At 61.9% G+C, this 18,052-nt stretch carries 16 protein-coding genes; 5 read left to right on the top strand and 11 right to left on the bottom strand.

Translation table 11 applies throughout. From position 1 onward, the window contains the following. Nucleotides 1-32: 32 nt before the first annotated feature. Genes LIY45_RS07345 through asd form a run of 3 tightly spaced genes read left to right on the top strand, consistent with a single transcriptional unit; the run spans nt 33 to nt 3,319 of the window. A complete protein-coding gene (locus tag LIY45_RS07345; protein WP_226475836.1) occupies nt 33-1,568 on the top strand; it encodes an HDOD domain-containing protein in 1,536 nt (511 codons plus the stop codon). Between the two features lie 58 nt (nt 1,569-1,626). Continuing rightward, entirely contained in the window at nt 1,627-2,442 is an 816-nt protein-coding gene (rhdA, locus tag LIY45_RS07340) for a thiosulfate sulfurtransferase (protein ID WP_017478329.1), read from the top strand. 16 nt (nt 2,443-2,458) lie between these two features. Further along, the gene (asd, locus tag LIY45_RS07335) at nt 2,459-3,319 is read left to right on the top strand and encodes an archaetidylserine decarboxylase (protein WP_226475835.1); all 861 of its coding nucleotides are present in this window, start codon (nt 2,459-2,461) and stop codon (nt 3,317-3,319) included. A 144-nt stretch (nt 3,320-3,463) separates the two neighbouring features. On the opposite strand, the gene serB is transcribed toward asd, so the two are convergent. Then, on the bottom strand, nt 3,464-4,678 hold the full coding sequence (gene serB / locus LIY45_RS07330; protein ID WP_003217536.1) for a phosphoserine phosphatase SerB: 1,215 nt from the start codon (nt 4,676-4,678) through the stop codon (nt 3,464-3,466). Between the two features lie 134 nt (nt 4,679-4,812). Between serB and LIY45_RS07325 the strand changes: the two genes are divergently transcribed. Next, nucleotides 4,813-6,345, top strand: a complete 1,533-nt coding sequence (locus LIY45_RS07325) for an AhpA/YtjB family protein (RefSeq protein ID WP_063033400.1) — start codon at nt 4,813-4,815, stop codon at nt 6,343-6,345. Nucleotides 6,346-6,533: 188 nt separating this feature from the next. Here LIY45_RS07325 and LIY45_RS07320 read toward each other — a convergent pair whose 3' ends face one another. The 9 genes from LIY45_RS07320 to LIY45_RS07280 form a co-directional block, all read right to left on the bottom strand. Next, complete coding sequence (locus tag LIY45_RS07320; RefSeq protein ID WP_226475834.1) at nt 6,534-7,241, bottom strand: ABC-type transport auxiliary lipoprotein family protein; 708 nt, start codon at nt 7,239-7,241, stop codon at nt 6,534-6,536. 177 nt (nt 7,242-7,418) lie between these two features. Continuing rightward, nucleotides 7,419-9,683: a DNA topoisomerase IV subunit A gene (parC, locus tag LIY45_RS07315; protein ID WP_003217539.1), complete on the bottom strand. Its 2,265-nt coding sequence runs from the start codon at nt 9,681-9,683 to the stop codon at nt 7,419-7,421. Nucleotides 9,684-9,693: 10 nt separating this feature from the next. After that, entirely contained in the window at nt 9,694-10,215 is a 522-nt protein-coding gene (locus LIY45_RS07310) for a TIGR02281 family clan AA aspartic protease (protein WP_226475833.1), read from the bottom strand. Continuing rightward, on the bottom strand, nt 10,212-11,207 hold the full coding sequence (locus LIY45_RS07305; RefSeq protein ID WP_017478324.1) for an esterase-like activity of phytase family protein: 996 nt from the start codon (nt 11,205-11,207) through the stop codon (nt 10,212-10,214). The genes LIY45_RS07310 and LIY45_RS07305 overlap by 4 nt, the downstream gene beginning before the upstream one ends. Next, nucleotides 11,207-13,111, bottom strand: a complete 1,905-nt coding sequence (gene parE, locus LIY45_RS07300) for a DNA topoisomerase IV subunit B (protein WP_003209518.1) — start codon at nt 13,109-13,111, stop codon at nt 11,207-11,209. The genes LIY45_RS07305 and parE overlap by 1 nt, the downstream gene beginning before the upstream one ends. Nucleotides 13,112-13,155: 44 nt before the next feature. After that, a complete protein-coding gene (locus LIY45_RS07295; protein ID WP_017478323.1) occupies nt 13,156-13,764 on the bottom strand; it encodes a YqiA/YcfP family alpha/beta fold hydrolase in 609 nt (202 codons plus the stop codon). Nucleotides 13,765-13,813: 49 nt separating this feature from the next. After that, on the bottom strand, nt 13,814-14,629 hold the full coding sequence (cpdA, locus tag LIY45_RS07290; protein WP_226475832.1) for a 3',5'-cyclic-AMP phosphodiesterase: 816 nt from the start codon (nt 14,627-14,629) through the stop codon (nt 13,814-13,816). A 99-nt stretch (nt 14,630-14,728) separates the two neighbouring features. Beyond that, nucleotides 14,729-15,178, bottom strand: coding sequence for a DUF1249 domain-containing protein (locus tag LIY45_RS07285; RefSeq protein ID WP_003209507.1), 450 nt, complete (start codon nt 15,176-15,178; stop codon nt 14,729-14,731). Further along, on the bottom strand, nt 15,169-15,786 hold the full coding sequence (locus LIY45_RS07280; RefSeq protein ID WP_226475831.1) for an NUDIX domain-containing protein: 618 nt from the start codon (nt 15,784-15,786) through the stop codon (nt 15,169-15,171). Before LIY45_RS07280 ends, LIY45_RS07285 begins: the two co-directional genes overlap by 10 nt. A 211-nt stretch (nt 15,787-15,997) precedes the next feature. Here LIY45_RS07280 and LIY45_RS07275 point away from each other — a divergent pair, with 211 nt between their 5' ends. Beyond that, the gene (locus tag LIY45_RS07275) at nt 15,998-16,744 is read left to right on the top strand and encodes an RsiV family protein (RefSeq protein WP_226475830.1); all 747 of its coding nucleotides are present in this window, start codon (nt 15,998-16,000) and stop codon (nt 16,742-16,744) included. Here LIY45_RS07275 and cytX read toward each other — a convergent pair. Then, nucleotides 16,713-18,002 carry a putative hydroxymethylpyrimidine transporter CytX gene (gene cytX, locus LIY45_RS07270; protein WP_226475829.1) on the bottom strand — a complete coding sequence of 430 codons (1,290 nt, stop codon included), beginning with the start codon at nt 18,000-18,002 and terminating at the stop codon, nt 16,713-16,715. The genes LIY45_RS07275 and cytX overlap by 32 nt on opposite strands. Nucleotides 18,003-18,052 lie beyond the last annotated feature (50 nt).

Here is an 18,052-nt window from a genome sequence, read left to right as displayed (position 1 = left end):
TGTTGACCGTAAGTGATGATCGCGCCCCAATCATGGCAAATGAAACGACAGTCCCAACTCAAAAACCCACGACGCTTGCCGCTTGGATAAAGCGTCTGGACGATGTGCTCTTGCCTGTTCCACAGGCGAGTCACGACCGGGTCTGCAAGGCCATCGGCGACAACCGCAGTTCGTTGCGCGATATTGCAGAGTTGATGCAGAACAGCCCCGCGCTGGTGCTCAGCGTGATGCGCGAGGCCAACAACCAGGCCCACGGCAGCCTCGCGGAACCGGCAGAAAACCTCGAAGTGGCGATCAATCGCCTCGGCCTCAAGCGCACCGAAGAACTGCTGCGGCGCCTGCCTTCCGTGCCGCTGAATGAAATCCCCGTGGCCCTGCGCCAATTGCAGATGGTCAGCCAGCACGCCTCGCAACAAGCCAGCGGCCTGTTCGCCAGCCGCTTGGCACGCCTGTGGCAAGACATTCATTGGGGCAGCCTGCTGTTCCTTTCGCCGCTGTGGCCGATGGCGATTGCCTATCCCAAGCTGCTGGAAGCATGGGAACTGCGGGTGATCCACAAGGGTGAATCGGCCCGCATAGTCGAACAGGATCTGTTCGGCGTGCGCCTGCTGGACCTGTGCCTGGGGTTGACCGAAGCCTGGCGCCTGCCAATCTGGGTGTCCCAGGGTTATACATTGCTGCTGACGGAACAGCGGCTGCTGGCCAAGGCACTGCGCATTGCCCGCGAAGACGAGCCGTTGCGCCAACAGCAGTTGCTGGATGCCGACCCCAACCTGCGCCGCTGGCTGAACCAGCCGGCCAACACCGTGCTGCTGGCCAACGGCCTGGCGTTGGCGGCCCAGGAGTCGTGGACCTGCCCGCACACCCAACGCTGGCAATACCTCACTGCGCTATACCTGCAGCAACCGTTGGCCGAAGTGCAGCAGCAGTCTCACCAACACGCAGCGATCAGCGCCCGCACGACCCTGATGCGCGATCTTTGGCACCCGGCGCTGTCGCTGATCTGGCCCTGGGATGTGCAGCGCGTTCACCACGGCTTGCTGCCGGCACCGCCGCCCACCGCCGAATCCCTGGCGATCTGGCGCAAGCGCTGCACCGAATTGCTGGTGGAGCCGAGCCGCTTTGCCAATGCCATGCACCTGACCACCTGCGCCAAGGAAGCCCTGGTGGCCTGCGGTATGCAACGGGTGATGCTGCTGATGGCGGACAAAACCCTGAGCACCTTGCGCGTGCATCAAGTCGACGGCCTGCCCAAGGACGCCGACCACATGAGCCTCGACGCGACACAAAGCACCCTGCTGCAACGCCTGCTGGCCAAGTCCGCCCAGGTGCGCCTCAACCCCGAAAACCACGCCCAGTTCTCGGCGCTCTTGCCGCCGGAACTGCGCCGCCTGTTCAAAGGCGAACACCTGCTGCTGCGCTCCCTGAGTTGCAATGGCCGGGTGGTGATGCTGATGGTGGCCGACCAGGGCGGCGGGCCGTTCTCGGAAACCACCGTGCAAGCCTTCGGCAAAACCGCCCAATGCATCGAAAAGGCCCTGCACAGCTTTACCAACCGCAGCGCCTGAAGCTTGCGCTACAATCGCCCTCCTTTAGCGCCCAACTTTTATGCCCAGGAGACCTCACATGCCTGACTTCTCTGGCTTGCCGCTGGTCATCGAGCCCAGTGACCTGCTCGGTCGCCTTGATGCCGAACACCTGATCCTGGTGGACCTCACCAGCGCCGCGCGTTACGCCGAAGGGCATATCCCCGGCGCACGCTTTGTCGATCCCAAGCGCACCCAACTGGGCCAGCCACCGGCGCCGGGCCTGCTGCCGGGCAAGGCCGATCTTGAAAAACTGTTCGGCGAACTGGGCCACACCCCGGATGCCACCTACGTGGTGTACGACGACGAAGGCGGTGGTTGGGCCGGGCGGTTCATCTGGATGCTCGACGTGATCGGCCACCAGAAATACCACTACCTCGACGGCGGCCTGCTGGCGTGGCTGGAAGAAAAGCACCCGCTGTCCACCGAAGTACCGGCCAGCGCCGGCGGCCCGGTCAGCCTGACGCTGCATGAAGAACCCACCGCCACCCGCGAGTACCTGCAAAGCCGCCTCGGCGCTGCCGACCTGGGCATCTGGGACGCTCGCGGCCCGCTGGAATACTCCGGGGAGAAAGTCCTCGCGGCCAAGGGTGGACACATCCCGGGCGCGGTGAACTTTGAATGGACTGCCGGCATGGACAAGGCGCGCCAGCTGCGCATCCGCCGCGACATGCCGCAGATCCTCGAAGACCTCGGGCTGACCCGCGACAAAGAAATCATCACCCACTGCCAGACTCACCATCGTTCTGGCTTCACCTATCTGGTGGCCAAGGCGCTCGGTTATCCGCGAGTCAAAGGTTATGCCGGTTCCTGGGGCGAATGGGGCAACCACCCCGACACCCCCGTTGAGATTTAAGGTTTAAGGACAGTTAATGAAAAAGCAGTTGTTCATCCTCAGCCAGTACTTGCTGCCCCACCACTTGCTGTCACGTCTGGCCGGCTGCATTGCCGAATGCCGCGTGCGCTGGTTCAAGAATGCGTTCACCAGCTGGTTTGCCAAGCGTTATCAAGTAGACATGTCCCAGGCCCTGGTTGAAGACGTGACGGCTTACGAGCACTTCAACGCCTTCTTCACCCGCGCACTGAAAGAGGGTGCACGGCCGCTGGATCAAACGCCAGGCGCGGTGTTGAGCCCGGCCGATGGTGCCGTCAGCCAGCTTGGGCCGATTGAGCACGGCCGGGTGTTCCAGGCCAAGGGCCACAGCTTCAGCGTGCTGGAATTGCTCGGTGGCGATTCGGCCGTGGCTGCGCCGTTCATGGGCGGTGATTTCGCCACGGTCTACCTGTCGCCGAAGGACTACCACCGGGTGCACATGCCACTGGCCGGCACCTTGCGGGAAATGGTCTACATCCCTGGCCGCATCTTCTCGGTAAACCAGACCACCGCCGAAAACGTGCCGGAGCTGTTTGCACGTAACGAGCGTGTTGCCTGCATTTTCGACACTGAACGTGGCCCGATGGCGGTGGTGTTGGTGGGCGCAATGATCGTGGCATCGATCGAGACCGTCTGGGCGGGCCTGGTAACACCACCGAAGCGCGAGCTGAAAACCTTCCGCTACGACGAAGCTGCCCGCGGGCCGATTCACCTGGAAAAAGGCGCGGAGCTGGGACGCTTCAAGCTGGGTTCGACGGCGATCGTGCTGTTTGGGCCGAACCAGGTGCAATGGTCGGAAGCACTGCAGGCGGGGACGCCGGTGCAGATGGGCCAGGGCATGGGTTTGCCGAAAGCCTGACTCAAGGCGATTGAAGATCAAAATGTGGGAGCTGGCTTGCCTGCGAAAGCATTGGCGCGGTCCCTCTGAAAGAACGAGGCGCCTGCATCGCGGGCAAGCCCGACTCCCACATTGATCCGGTTCAGACCTTAAGCTTTGTGTCGTTTACAGCTGACCGTCGCGGTCGCGGAAGCCCAACAGGTACAAGACACCATCCAGCCCCAGGGTCGAAATCGCCTGCTTGGCCGATTGCTTGACCAGCGGCTTGGCGCGAAACGCCACACCCAACCCGGCAATCGCCAGCATCGGCAAGTCATTCGCCCCGTCGCCGACCGCAATGGTCTGCTCCAGACGCAACCCTTCCTTGTGTGCCAATTCCCGCAGCAGATCAGCCTTACGCTGTGCGTCGACAATCGGCTCTACCGCCACGCCCGTCACCTTGCCGTCCACCACTTCCAGCTCGTTGGCGAACACATAGTCGATACCCAGCTTGGCCTGCAATTGCTTGGCAAAGTAGGTGAAGCCGCCTGACAGGATCGCGGTCTTGTAGCCCAGGCGCTTGAGTTCGGCGAACAGGGTTTCGGCACCTTCAGTCAGGCGCAGGGAGGCGCCGATGGAGTCCAGCACGCTCACATCCAGGCCCTTGAGCAGCGCCAGGCGCTCCTTGAAGCTGGCACGGAAATCCAGCTCACCGGCCATGGCCCGCTCGGTGATTTCCGAGACTTGCTCGCCCACACCCGCAGCCTTGGCCAATTCGTCGATGACTTCGGCTTCGATCAGCGTCGAGTCCATGTCGAACACCGCCAGGCGACGATTGCGGCGGAACAGTGAGTCTTCCTGAAAGGCGATATCGACGTTCAGCTCCTGGGCAACGCTCAGGAATTCGGCACGCAGGGCCTGAGGATCCGCCGGCTCACCGCGTACGGAGAACTCGATGCAGCCCTTGCCCTTGTCCGCTGGCGTGTCCAATGGCATGCGACCCGACAGACGGTCAATATGGTCGATATTCAAACCGTACTGAGCCGTGATCGAACTGACACGCTGCAATTGCTCCGCCGTCACCTTGCGGGTCAACAGCGTCACAATGTGGCGTTTCTTGCCCTGGCCGGCCACCCAGCTCTGGTAATCCTCTTCTGACACCGGGGTGAAACGCACCTGTTGATCCAGCTTATACGCCGTAAACAGGATGTCCTTGAGCACGGACGAAGCCTGCTCGGTGCTGGGAATTTCCACCAGGATGCCGAACGACAGCGTGTCGTGAATCACCGCCTGGCCGATGTCGAGAATGTTCACACCACCCTGGGCCAGAACACCGGTAATGGCTGCGGTGAGACCCGGACGGTCCTCACCGGTGATGTTAATCAGGACAATTTCGCGCAAAGCGCACCCCCGAGCTGGAAAAAAACCGCATTCTACCCACTTTCAGTGACCATCGGGCACAGCCAGCGCTTTGCCGGTCTTGGGCCTGTCGCTATACTGCGCGTCAACTTCACGGACTAAAGAGCCGAGCTTAAGTGAACCGGCCCACGCCAGTAAAAACCGATAACTTCTTCCTGCTGATCTTCCGGGCACTGCGCCACCGCCGTGTACCGATCGCATTACGCATCGCCAGCCATAACGTGATCCTGGTCGCCCTGGCCCTGGTCATCTACGCCTGCGTGATGGGTTTGCAGTTCAAGCAGGCCATGCACGAGCAAGCCGACGCCCTGGGCGAGAGCCTGACCACCCAGACCGCCACCTCGGCGACTGAGTTGTTGGTGTCCAACGACATCCTCAGCCTCAACGTGCTGCTCAACAACCTGACCAAGAACCCGCTGGTGGCCCACGCCGCTATCTATAGCGTGGACAACCGGATCATGGCCGAAGCCGGGCAACGCCCGAAAAACGGCCTGCTGGGTGAAGCCGAAGGCCTGTACCAGAGCAATATCACGTTTCAGGACGTGAAGGCCGGCCAACTGCGCATCAGCCTGGACATGCAACAGTTCCAGCAGCCGATGACCATCAGCCTGCAAAGCATGGGCATCCTGAGCGCGATCCTGCTGGCACTGTCCCTGGCCTTGAGCCTGCGCCTGGGTCGGCATATCTCCACGCCACTGATGCAACTGCGCATCTGGCTGCGGGACATCGACGAGCACACCCCGGCCACCGACCGCCAGGACGAAATCGGCGACCTCGCCCGCCAGCTGCACACCAGCTTCGCGCCGGAGCCCGTGGTGCCCGAGGTTGAACCCGAGCCCGAGTTCGACGACACCGAGTACGAAGACGACGAGCCCGAGTTTGAAGTGCGCAACCTGCGCGACCCAAGCTTCGACGAATCCGCGCCTGTGGCAGGTCTCAAGCCGGCAGCCCGCCATGTGATCAAGGCCGAAGAAGACGAACTGGACGAAGAAGACCCGTTCGCCGATCTTCGCGACAACTCAGCCCCAACCACCACCGTGCCGCAACCGGCACCTGTGCGCAGCACCCAGCCCCAGCACAGCGCCGTATTGGCCGTGCAGTTGGGCGCACAGGACCAGCTGCGCCGCTTGCCGCGGGCACGCCTGACCGAGTTGCTGGAGCGCTATCGTGATTGCCTCGACCAGGCGGCCTCGCTGTATCAGAGCGAGCTGCACACCCTGAACGATGGCAGCACGCTGATGCTGTTCCACAGCGAAGACAGCGGCGAAGACTACCTGACCAACGCCATCTGCTGCGGTGAGCTGCTGCGGGCCTTGGGCCATGCACTGCAAATCGAAGTGGCCGACAGCGGCATCACCTTGCAGCTGCAATTGGGCCTGACGGTAGGCGACGATCTGTATGGCATGAGCCAGATTGATCTGCTGCTGACCGAGATCGCCCAGGACGCCCTGGCCTTGTCGCAACACAGCCGCAACCTGCTGCTGGTGGAACGCAAGATCAGTGATGACGTGCTGATTCGCCAGCGTGCGCGGATCCGCCCGATTGCCAGCCCTGAGGGTGCGTGCTGTGTAGAGCGGTTAATGGAGCCTTACCCGTCGATGCTTGAGCGCCAGCTGGCGCGGATGCATGAGACGCGGGCGAAGAACTAAAGAACAACGCTGAACCCCTGTGGGAGCGGGCTTGCTCGCGAAAGCGGTGTATCAGAAACACATTTGGTGACTGACACTCCGCTTTCGCGAGCAAGCCCGCTCCCACACTTGATCTGCGAACGACTCAGATCCCGCATAAACAAAAAGGCCCGCTCATCAGCGGGCCTTTTTGTTGGTCTGTATTCAGGTCAGAACCTGAACACTTCCATATCCGTACGAATCGGCACGGCCATCGGCATCTTCGGCTTTTCCGGTGCCGCAGCCTTGGGCTGCGCCGGGGCCTGTTTGCGTGGTGCTTCTGCAACCGCTGGTTGATTGGCCAATGGCTTGAGAGCCACCGACAGCTGGTCAGCCAAACGTTGCAACAACACACCCTGGGCCTGGACCTGGGACGCGGTGCTGCCGGCGTGCTCTTCCTGCAGGTGCACGATGCGGTTATCCCGCACTTGGCCACGGCGGTCGATCAAGCGCCACTGCGCGTCGAGGATAGCGGGCTGCGAAACACCCGAGTCCAGCCGCGTAATGGTCAGCAGTACCTGTACGTCCGGGGCAAAACCCAACGGCGCCGGGGCCAATACCACACGCTGGCTGTCCAGATGGCCCGCCACCTGACGCAACATCAACTGATTGATGTCGGACGAAAGGCTACCGGCCCAACGGCCATCAGTGGAACCTTGCAGGCTGCCGTCGTTCTGACGTTGCAGCAGGGTTTCACGTTGCAGGTAGTCAGCCACCACAACAGGGCCAAGCAATACGGCCATGCCGGCACTTTGTGCAGGCTGAGCCGGACTTCCACTGTCCAGCTGATACAGCGACACAGGTTGATGTGTGCTGCAACCCGCCAGGCCCAAAACGCCAGCGAGCAACAAAAATAAAGGAAGGCGCGGAGCAGTCATCATCCCATCCAGGTGGCTGCCACAAGGCGAACCACAATGTAATACTCAAAAATAACCTGTACGCGCTCAGCCACGCCGGCGCTGGAAAGGCCATATCATCCGTGAATATGCGCCATGACTCCAGCGCGAAAGCGTCGATCTACGGGTTAAATCGTAGATCGGGCGCTCTATATCGCCTTAAACGGGCGTTTCCACCAGCAAAGCGTCCACTCGCTGGAAGCCGCGCGGCAGTTTATTGCCACGACGACCCCGCTCACCCTTGTAGTGCTCAAGGTCGTCAGGGCGCAGTGACAACGTGCGCTTGCCAGCCTGCAACACCAGGGTCGAGCCTTCCGGAATCACGGCGATGTCGGTCACGTACTCTTCGCGACTGGCCACCCGCTCCCCGGGGATACCAATGATCTTGTTGCCCTTGCCTTTGCCCAGCTGCGGCAAATCGCTGATCTTGAACACCAGCAGGCGCCCTTCGGTGGTCACCGATGCCAGCCAGTTGCCTTCACGGTCTTCCACCGGACGCGGCAGGATCACCTTGGCGTTGTTCGGCAGGCTCAACAACGCCTTGCCCGCCTTGTTCTTGGCCTGCAGGTCTTCACCCTTGACCACGAACCCGTAGCCCGCATCGGAGGCGATGACGTACAGCGAATCATCGTCCGGCAGCAGCACGCATTCAAAATTCGCACCCGGCGGCGGTGTCAGGCGCCCGGTCAACGGCTCGCCCTGCCCCCGCGCCGACGGCAACGTATGCGCCGGCACCGAATAACTGCGACCGGTGGAGTCGATAAACACCGCAAACTGGTTGGAACGCCCCGCCGCCGCAGTTTTGAAACCGTCGCCAGCCTTGTACGACAGGCCGGTGGCGTCAATATCATGCCCCTTGGCCGAGCGAACCCAACCCTTTTCCGACAGAACGACGGTAATTTTCTCGTTGGGCAGCAGCTCGGTTTCGGTCAGGGCCTTGGCTTCGGCACGCTCGACAATCGGCGAACGGCGATCATCACCATAAGTTTCGGCATCCTTGATCAGCTCGGTGCGCACCAGCTTCTTCAGCTTGGCTTCGCTGCCCAGCAGGGCCTGGAGCTTGGCTTGCTCCTTGAGCAGCGCGTCCTGCTCGTCCCGCAGCTTCATCTCTTCCAGACGCGCCAACTGACGCAGACGGGTGTCGAGGATGTAGTCAGCCTGGATTTCGCTGAGCTCGAAGCGCGCGATCAGCTCGGCCTTCGGGTGCTCGGCGGTACGGATGATGTGGATCACTTCATCCAGGTTGAGGTAGGCAATCAGCAAGCCGTCCAACAGGTGCAGGCGGCGCTCGACCTTGTCCAGGCGGAATTGCAGGCGGCGACGCACGGTCTGCACCCGGAACTCCAGCCACTCCACCAGCAATGCCCGCAGGTTCTTCAACTGCGGCTTGCCGTCCAGACCAATGATGTTGATGTTGACCCGGTAACTGGACTCCAGCTCGGTGCTGGCGAACAGATGCTGCATCAGCACTTCGTGGTCGACCCGGCTGTTGGTCGGGATGATCACGATGCGGCACGGGTTCTCGTGGTCGGACTCGTCACGCAGGTCGGCGACTTGCGGCAGCTTCGACGGCTTGGCCTGCATCAACGCGGCAATCTGCTCCAGCACCTTGGCGCCGGACACCTGGTGCGGCAGCGCGGTGACGATGATGTCGCCGTCTTCGATGTGGTACACGGCGCGCATGCGCACCGAGCCTTTACCGGTCTGGTAGATTTTCAGCAGGTCGGCGCGAGGCGTGATGATTTCCGCTTCGGTCGGATAGTCCGGGCCCTGAATATGCTCGCACAACTGCTCGACCGTAGCCTTCGGCTCATCCAGCAAGCGCACGCACGCGCTGGCCACTTCCCGCAGGTTGTGAGGCGGTACGTCAGTGGCCATGCCCACGGCGATGCCGGTGGTGCCATTGAGCAGGATGTTCGGCAAACGTGCCGGCAACACCAACGGCTCGTCGAGGGTGCCGTCAAAGTTCGGGCCCCAGTTGGCCGTGCCCTGGCCCAGTTCGCTGAGCAGCACTTCCGAATAACGCGACAAGCGCGCCTCGGTATAACGCATGGCGGCGAAGGACTTGGGATCATCCGGTGCACCCCAGTTACCCTGGCCGTCCACCAACGTGTAGCGGTAGCTGAACGGCTGCGCCATCAGCACCATGGCTTCGTAGCACGCCGAGTCGCCGTGGGGGTGGAATTTACCGAGCACGTCACCGACGGTACGCGCCGACTTCTTGTGCTTGGAGTCAGCGTCCAGGCCCAACTCACTCATCGCATAGATAATGCGCCGCTGTACGGGCTTCAGGCCGTCGCCGATATGCGGCAAGGCACGGTCCATGATCACGTACATGGAGTAGTTGAGGTAGGCATTTTCGGTGAAGTCAGCCAGCGACCGGCGTTCAACGCCGTCTAAGCTGTCTGCAAGGATGTCACTCATGCGGGCCTCATCATTGTTTGGTCTGGCGCAGCAGCAAGGTGCCACTGCGCTGGGTAAATTCAAGTTGTTTCAAAGCACTCATGCCCAGCAATACCTGTTCGTCGCCCAATCCCGGTACCACTATGGCGCGCACGTCCTGAAGGACGATATCGCCCAGTTGCAGGCGGCCCAGCTCGGTCCGGAAGCCTTGGGTTCGCCCGTTGGCAGTACTCACGCCAACCGGCATGCCGCGTTTAAGCCCGAGACGGTCGGCCAATTCGGCCGGAACCGCCACGTCGGTCGCCCCGGTGTCGAGCATGAATTCCACCGGCTGACCGTTGATCTGGCCAGTGGCGACGAAATGCCCTTGGCCGTTGCCCAGCAGTTTTACTTCGATGTAACCCTCGTGTTGCTCCGAGGTGACTACGGCATTGGGATTTTCCTGACGCGCTTCCCACTGCCCAAAAAATCGTGTGGCCAAAAACAGGCCGGCGCCCCAGGCCACGAACATCAACACCCGTCCGGCGCGCTTGCCGGGTGGCTGGGCGCTCATGGCTTGGCGCTCCAGCCACCCGCAGGGGCGGCGAAACGATAGACCATCGGCCGTTTTTCACCATCGGCGCGCGGCTTGAAATTATTGTCGATGCCGATCCAGGCACCGTCTGCGTCCACCACCAGGGCTTCAGCCAAGCCGTACGCCTGGGCGTAACGCCGATTCGGTGTCAGCGCTTCATCGGCAAACGACCAGCACAACTCCACCTTGGCCGTGACCGCGTCCCGGCGACACACCTGAAACGCATTGCGTTCCAGGGTAAACAGCTTGCCATTGAACAGCGCCAGGTCGGCAAAGTCCTTGGACACCGCCTTGGCCCCCGGGAATTGAGCCGGCTGCATTTCCTGGCCGGCCTCACTCAGCAATACACAAGGGCCGTCGCAATCCCAGAGGGTTTGCGGGCGCTTGATGGAAATCAGCCCGCGCCGCTCACGTTCGGCCGCAAGCCAGATTTGATTGCCTTCAGGGTTCACCGCCAAGCCTTCGAACAACGCATTGAAGTGCAGCAACATGCCACTGGCCCGCGCCTCACGCACCATGCCCGGGGCGATCTTCAGCCACTCAGGCTCACCGGTCACCGGCACTTGGAGCACCGCCGCGTGGGCTTCGCTGACGATGTAACGGTTGCCCGCCGCATCGCAGCTGATGCCTTCAAAATCCAGGTCGCCACCGCGAATCAACGACGCCGCCTTGGTGCGTGAGCGCAAGCCAAAGGGCAAGCCGGATTCCGGCACCGGCGGCACATTGATCTTCACCGTTTCGGCCTGCCAGGTATCGGCACTGATATCGAGCCGGTAGATCTGGTCGTCGTCGCGGTCGGACACCGTCCACAACGCCTTACCGCACACGGCCAGGCCCGATAGGTTACCGCCGCGCATGCCTTCCACCGGGTGTTCCGACAACAGCTTCAGCTCAGCCGCAGGCGCTGCGGCCACCGAGGTGGCCGCCAACCCGCTCAACAACAGTATCGCCAGGGCGAAACCGCTGCGCATCAGCCCAGAACCTCGGCCAGGTTGCCCTTGGACTCCAGCCAGTTCTTGCGATCCGGCGCGCGTTTCTTCGCCAGCAACATGTCCATCATTTCCGAGGTAGCGGCGAAATCTTCCAGGGTCAATTGCACCAGGCGCCGGGTGTTCGGGTCCATGGTGGTTTCCCGCAATTGCGGCGGATTCATCTCACCCAGGCCCTTGAATCGGGTGACCTGAGGCTTGCCGCGTTTCTTCTCGGCCACCAGGCGATCGAGGATGCCATCACGCTCGGCTTCGTCCAGGGCGTAGAAAATCTCCTTGCCCAGGTCGATGCGGTACAGCGGCGGCATGGCGACGTAGACGTGACCGGCATCCACCAACGGGCGGAAGTGCTGGACGAACAGCGCGCAGAGCAAGGTCGCAATGTGCAAGCCGTCGGAGTCGGCGTCGGCGAGGATGCAGATCTTGCCGTAGCGCAGCTGGCTCATGTCCGCCGCGCCCGGGTCGACGCCGATGGCCACGGCGATGTTGTGCACTTCCTGGCTGGCCAGGACTTCGCTGCCGTCGACTTCCCAGGTGTTGAGGATCTTGCCGCGCAGGGGCAGGATCGCCTGGAATTCCTTGTCCCGCGCTTGCTTGGCGGAGCCACCGGCGGAATCACCTTCCACCAGGAACAGCTCGGAGCGCATCGGGTCTTGCCCGGCGCAATCCGCCAGCTTGCCCGGCAGTGCCGGGCCCTGGGTGATGCGCTTGCGTTCGACTTTCTTGCTGGCCTTCAAGCGGCGGCCAGCGTTGTTGATCGCCAGCTCTGCCAGGGCCAGGCCCAATTCAGGGTGTTCGTTGAGCCACAGGCTGAAAGCGTCCTTGACCACACCGGAGACAAACGCCGCAGCCTCACGGGACGACAGACGTTCCTTGGTCTGGCCGGAGAATTGCGGCTCCTGCATCTTCATCGACAGAACGAACGCGATTCGCTCCCAGACGTCTTCCGGCGCCAGCTTCACGCCGCGAGGCAGCAGGCTGCGGTATTCGCAGAATTCGCGCATGGCATCCAGCAAGCCCTGGCGCAAACCGTTGACGTGGGTACCGCCCTGGGCGGTGGGGATCAGGTTGACGTAGCTTTCCTGAACGCTGTCGCCACCTTCCGGCAGCCAGAGCAAGGCCCAGTCCACTGCTTCTTTATTACCGGCGAGGCTGCCGCAGAACGGCTCGTTGGGCAGGCGTTCGAATTCGCTGACGGAGTCTTCCAGGTAGGAGCGCAGACCGTCTTCGTAATGCCATTCGACCTTTTCGCCGGTGCCCTTGTCTTCAAAGCTGACCAGCAGGCCCGGGCACAGAACAGCCTTGGCCTTGAGCACGTGCTTGAGGCGGCTGATGGAGAATTTGGGGGAATCGAAGTATTTCGGGTCCGGCGCGAAGTACACGCTGGTGCCGGTGTTGCGCTTGCCAACGGTGCCGATCACTTCCAGGTCGGTGGCTTTGTAGCCATCGGCGAAGGTCATCTGGTACTCGTTGCCGTCGCGCTTGACCTTGACCCGCACATGGTTCGACAGGGCGTTGACCACGGAAATACCCACACCGTGCAAGCCACCGGAGAACTGGTAGTTCTTGTTGGAGAACTTGCCGCCGGCGTGCAGCTTGGTGAGGATCAGCTCGACGCCCGACACACCCTCTTCCGGGTGAATGTCCACCGGCATGCCGCGACCGTCGTCGGACACTTCCAGGGAATGGTCGGCGTGAAGGATGACTTGTACCGACTTGGCGTGCCCGGCCAAGGCTTCGTCGACACTGTTGTCGATGACTTCCTGGGCAAGGTGGTTCGGCCGACTGGTGTCGGTGTACATGCCGGGGCGTTTGCGCACCGGGTCGAGGCCCGAGAGGACTTCGATGGCGTCGGCGTTATAAGAGCTAGCGCTGGGAGTGGCCATGGGGTCTCGTCGTGAGTCGTTCGATTAAAAAGTAACCTGCGGTTTCACAATGCGGTGAAATCGAAGGATTGGTACTGATCTGCGCCAATGCCGGCAAAACTCAACAGCGCCGGTAACTGTTGGGCGAAGCCCTGGTAACCATGGTCGCCACCGGCCTGGATGCGCAAGGCACAGGCCCGGTAATACTGCTGGGCGAGCCGATAATCCAGTGTTTCATCGCCGGTCTGCAACCATACCTGATAACGCTGGGCGTCCTGGGGCGCCGGCACTTCCAGCTCGGCCAGGGCCGCAACGTGATCGTGGGTCAATTCCCAGGTCTCGTCGGTGTAGAGGTTCTTCTGGGTGCCCAGGTAACCGTCGAACATCCGATGAGGGCTGACTGCCGGGTTGACCAGCAAGGCGTTGAGGCCATGGCGCTCGGCAAGATGGGTTGCATAGTAGCCGCCGAGGGAGCTGCCGACCAGCAGTGGCCTTCCGAGGTCACGGATAGCCGCCTCCAACTGGGAGATCGCCTGGCGGGGGTGATGATGCAGGGCCGGCACGCGCAATTGGTCGGCCAGACCGAGGCTGTCCATCACGGTGATCAACTGGCTGGCCTTGTTGGAGGCGGGTGCGCTGTTGAAGCCGTGGATATACAAGATCGATGCGGACATTCCGGGTCCTCTGTGGGTCAGCCAAAGAGGCGCAGTTTACAGGGAAATCTCAGTAGCCGTTGCTACCGTAATCCACCTGGAACGCAAAGCCCTGCACCCGCTCCACGCCGGTTTCCAACCGTCCGTCGGCATGCAGGCGCAGCCAGCGATAACCGGGCGCTTCCTCGCTCACCTTGAAGTCCTCGCTGCCGGGGGCGAACTGGATGCAGGTGGACGGCGACGCCAGCAGACGCACGCCGTTGCGTTCGCGGTCGATTTCCTGATGCACATGCCCCCAAAGCACCGCCCGCACCTGCGGGAACCGGTCCAGTACCGCAAACAACGCCTCAGGATTACGCAAACCGATGGGCTCCATCCAAGCACACCCAATCGACACCGGATGATGGTGAAAACACACCAGATGATGCCGAGTCGGCGCCTCACTCAACGATTGCGCCAACAGCTGCAGTTGCTGGTCCTGCAAATACCCCGGCACCGAGCCCGGCACCGCCGAGTCCAGCAGGGTGATGCGCCAGTTGCCCACATCCACCACCGGCTCCAGCAAGGCACTGTTGATCGCCGCTTGCAGCATCACCTGCGGCTCATCGTGATTCCCCGGAATCCACCGCGCCGGCGCTTCAATCTGCCGGGTCATCTCACGAAACGCCTGGTAGGACTCCAGCGTGCCGTCCTGGGACAAATCCCCGGTGGCCAGCACCAGATCAATCTGCGGCTGCTGCGCCAGCACCCGCTCGATCACCCGTTGCAGGCTCTCGCGGGTTTTCATGCCCAGCAGCCCGCCGTCCGCCTCGGCAAACAGGTGGCTGTCGGACAACTGCACCAGCAACGCCGAAGCGTCAGGGTTCAAGGCGGATACGCTCGGCAAGGCGTTCTCCCAGGGCGTGATCACAGGAATGGGCATTTGAGGCGATTATGCTGGGGCAGGACACAAAGAGGAAACCCGTGAAGCGGACGCAGTTCACATCTATCGAACGACTTCGAACTCGTGGCCCAGGGCCAGGCAGTGGCTCAACCATTCGCCGAGGAACACATTGAGCTGTGCTTTCTCATCGGGCTGGTGCATGAACACATTGGGGTAAGGATAGATGCTGCGAAAGCGTCGTGCATGTTCGGCGCTGATCACTTCGGCCATGCGCGCGTCGTGGTACACCTGCACTTCCAGCTGTGGCACCGGCAGCCACGGCAGGCTGTGCTCCTGGCGCACCCGCAGGGTAGTGGTGTACGGGCAGTTCACGATCACTTCCAGGGTCAGCACGCCGAGCATCTGGTCGCCGTGGGTCACGGCAATGCGCCGCGCCTCGGGGGTGTGGCGCATGTCCGGCAGCAGCCGCATCAGCCGTGCATAGTTGGCCTCGCAGGCTGCTTGCAGCCCGATCAGGTCAACCCGATATCGCTCCCGTGCCTTTACTGCCATAACCCCCTCACTTCCGCGCGATTAAGCGCAAGCCATTGCAGGGCAATAATGCTCGCTGCGTTGGAAATCTTACCGTCACGTACCGCTTGCAGGGCGTCTTCAAAGGCCCAGACGGTGACGCGGATATCTTCAGCTTCCTCTTCCAGTCCATGGACGCCACCGGCCACGGCGCTTTCGCAACGGCCCAGGAACAAGTGGACAAATTCGGTGCTGCCACCCGGCGACGGAAAGTACTTCGTGATCGGCCAGAGTGCGGAGAATGTAAGGCCAGCTTCCTCTTCGGCTTCGCGGTGTGCAACCTCCTCCGGTTGCTCGTCCTTGTCGATCAGGCCGGCGACCATTTCGATCAGCCACGGGTTGTCGGTACGGCCCATGGCGCCGACGCGAAACTGCTCGATCAGCACCACTTCATCGCGCTGCGGGTCGTAGGGCAGCACACACACGGCGTCATGACGCACAAAGACTTCGCGATTGAGCTCACGGCTCATGCCGCCATCAAACTTCTCGTGCCGCAGCTTCAGCCGATCCAGTTTGTAGAAGCCCTTATAGGCATTGTCGCGCTGAACAATCTCGACCTTGCTCGGCGTCGATTTCGCTGTGTCCGTCATATCAACCCTCGTTTATTGCCTTGCGGTGTCGAGGCGGCCTCGACATCGCGCCATCCTAACGCGCTCGTGCCCCTTGATGCAGCCCCTTTCCGGTTGCCGGGATAGACGGCGGGCGTCAAACTCACTCTAATCAGCTTAGTGGCGAACTGACTGCCTTGTCGGGAGTCGAAGCTCCACATTTTCACCTTTCCTCGATTTATGAAGGACACACATGTCGCTTTTAAAAATCGCCTCCGTGGCCTGTATCGCCTTGACCCTGGGTGCTTGCCAGAGCCTGTTCCAGCCGAGCTATCTGAAACCGCTGGACACCACCGCCGACGCCTCCGAGCAGATCAAACCCGGCTGCAGCAGCCCGGATTGCCCGCTGGTAAACATCGACACCGTGCACTTCCCGTCCGAGCCGCAGTTGGACCAGATCATCGAACAGCGCCTGCTGCAGATGGCCCGCACTTCGCCTGGCCAGGCCATGCCCGCCACCCTGAACGCCTACCGCGACAAGTTCTTGCGTGAGTCCCCTGACCGCAACAGCATGTACTTGCAGGCCAAGGTACGTGAGCAGCATGACGGACTGGTGATCATCGAAGTGTCCAGCTACCTGGACACCGGCACCGCCCACGGCGAGCCGGGCCGCGGTTTCATCAACTATTCACGCCTGCTGCACAAAGAGCTGAGCCTGACTGACATGTTGCTGCCGGGCCAGGAAGAGGCGTTCTGGAAGACCGCGAAAGTCGCCCACAACAACTGGCTGATCAACTCGCAGATGGACCGTGACCCGGACTTCGTGAAGAACTGGCCGTTCCAGAAAACCCCGAATGTGGCGTTGACCAGCAACGGTGTGGTGCTCAAGTACAACGTGACCACCATCGCGCCGTACGCATTGGGGCTGATCGAAATGACCATCCCCTATGCGCGCCTGACCGGCGTGATCAAGCCTGAGCTGGTGCCCGCACGCCACTGAAGGCCCGGCCCAGAATGAAGTGCAACAGCCCTGCCAGCACCAGCGCCGGCAGGGTCGCGCCGACGTCCGGGTACAGATTCGCCAGCAAGTGATAAGTACTGATGCCACCGAGCCAGGCCAACAGCGCCGGCCAGCGCAGGTTGCCGGCAACCCCGTGGCCACGGCGGCGCAGGATGAAGTGATCCACCAGCACCACGCCAAACAGCGGTGCGAACACCGAGCCGATCAGCAGCAGGAAGTTCTGGTACTGCGCCAACGGCGCGAAGCAGGCGATCAGCGTGCAGATAACGCCAATGGCCAACGCCAGGTGCTCGACCTTCAAACGCAACAGAATCCCGCTGGACACCGCCGCCGAGTGAATATCGGCGAAGGCGTTTTCTGATTCATCCAGCAGAATCAGCAGCAGTGGAATCCCCAGGCCAGCCCCGGCCAATGCCAGCAGTAACGCATTCACTTCACCGCTCGGCGCAAACGCCAGGGTGTAGGCCACGCCCAGGCTCATCAGCCAGAAGTTACCGATGAAGAAACCCAGCGCCGTGCCGCCGAACACGTTTTTCGCGCGTTTGCCGAAGCGTGAGTAGTCGGCAATCAGTGGCAGCCAGGACAGCGGCATGGCAATCGCGATATCGAAGCCAACGGCGAACGGCATCGAACCGTCACCGGCCTGAGCCCAGAGTGCAGCCAGGTCGGCCTTGGCGAACAGGTTCCAGGTCAGCCACAGGCAGGCCGCCAGCAGCAGCCAGATGCCCCATTTGCGCAAGATCTGCCGCACAAAGGTCAGCGGACCGCTGACGGCGAGCAAGGTCGCGAGCGCGCCGAATACCAGGGTCCAGAACAATGGACTGGTCAGCAGGCTGCCTTCGCTGAACGCGCGGGCGCCCAACAGGCTGGCGGCGTCGCGCATCACGATGATTTCGAACGAGCCCCAGCCGATCAGTTGCAGCAGGTTCAGCAGCGCCGGCAGGCTTGCGCCCTTGGTGCCGAGGCTGAGTTTAAGGGCTGCCATGGAGGACAGGCCGGTGTCGCTGCCGATCACGCCCACGGCGGCCAGCAGCAGGACGCCGACCAGGGTGCCGAGGAAGATCGCCAGCAACGAGCCGGACAGGCCCAGGCCCGGCGCCAACAGCGCGCCGGTTTGCAGGACCATCAGGCCGATGCCCAGGGAGAACCACAGGGAAAAGAGATCGCGGGCGCCGAAGACGCGTTTGTCGGCGGGCACCGCGACGTCTGGGGAATAGGTGCTGGGTTGAATGCTCAAGGGTGTTATCTCAGAGGGGCACTATTATTTGAATCAGCAAAGCCCCCTGT

The organism is Pseudomonas sp. MWU16-30323 (assembly GCF_020515595.1).
In the GTDB taxonomy this organism is placed as follows: Bacteria; Pseudomonadota; Gammaproteobacteria; order Pseudomonadales; family Pseudomonadaceae; genus Aquipseudomonas; species Aquipseudomonas yamanorum.
The sequence above is the reverse complement of the archived record's forward strand: the minus strand, read 5'-3'. Positions and strand labels throughout refer to the sequence as shown.

What these genes read in the sequence shown, in the direction of transcription:
- LIY45_RS07345 (WP_226475836.1), top strand. Translation starts at nt 33, where the DNA reads ATGGCAAATGAAACGACAGTCCCAACTCAAAAACCCACGACGCTTGCC.
- rhdA (WP_017478329.1), top strand. Translation starts at nt 1,627, where the DNA reads ATGCCTGACTTCTCTGGCTTGCCGCTGGTCATCGAGCCCAGTGACCTG.
- asd (WP_226475835.1), top strand. Translation starts at nt 2,459, where the DNA reads ATGAAAAAGCAGTTGTTCATCCTCAGCCAGTACTTGCTGCCCCACCAC.
- LIY45_RS07320 (WP_226475834.1), bottom strand. Translation starts at nt 7,241, where the DNA reads ATGACTGCTCCGCGCCTTCCTTTATTTTTGTTGCTCGCTGGCGTTTTG.
- parC (WP_003217539.1), bottom strand. Translation starts at nt 9,683, where the DNA reads ATGAGTGACATCCTTGCAGACAGCTTAGACGGCGTTGAACGCCGGTCG.
- LIY45_RS07310 (WP_226475833.1), bottom strand. Translation starts at nt 10,215, where the DNA reads ATGAGCGCCCAGCCACCCGGCAAGCGCGCCGGACGGGTGTTGATGTTC.
- LIY45_RS07305 (WP_017478324.1), bottom strand. Translation starts at nt 11,207, where the DNA reads ATGCGCAGCGGTTTCGCCCTGGCGATACTGTTGTTGAGCGGGTTGGCG.
- parE (WP_003209518.1), bottom strand. Translation starts at nt 13,111, where the DNA reads ATGGCCACTCCCAGCGCTAGCTCTTATAACGCCGACGCCATCGAAGTC.
- LIY45_RS07295 (WP_017478323.1), bottom strand. Translation starts at nt 13,764, where the DNA reads ATGTCCGCATCGATCTTGTATATCCACGGCTTCAACAGCGCACCCGCC.
- LIY45_RS07285 (WP_003209507.1), bottom strand. Translation starts at nt 15,178, where the DNA reads ATGGCAGTAAAGGCACGGGAGCGATATCGGGTTGACCTGATCGGGCTG.
- LIY45_RS07280 (WP_226475831.1), bottom strand. Translation starts at nt 15,786, where the DNA reads ATGACGGACACAGCGAAATCGACGCCGAGCAAGGTCGAGATTGTTCAG.
- LIY45_RS07275 (WP_226475830.1), top strand. Translation starts at nt 15,998, where the DNA reads ATGTCGCTTTTAAAAATCGCCTCCGTGGCCTGTATCGCCTTGACCCTG.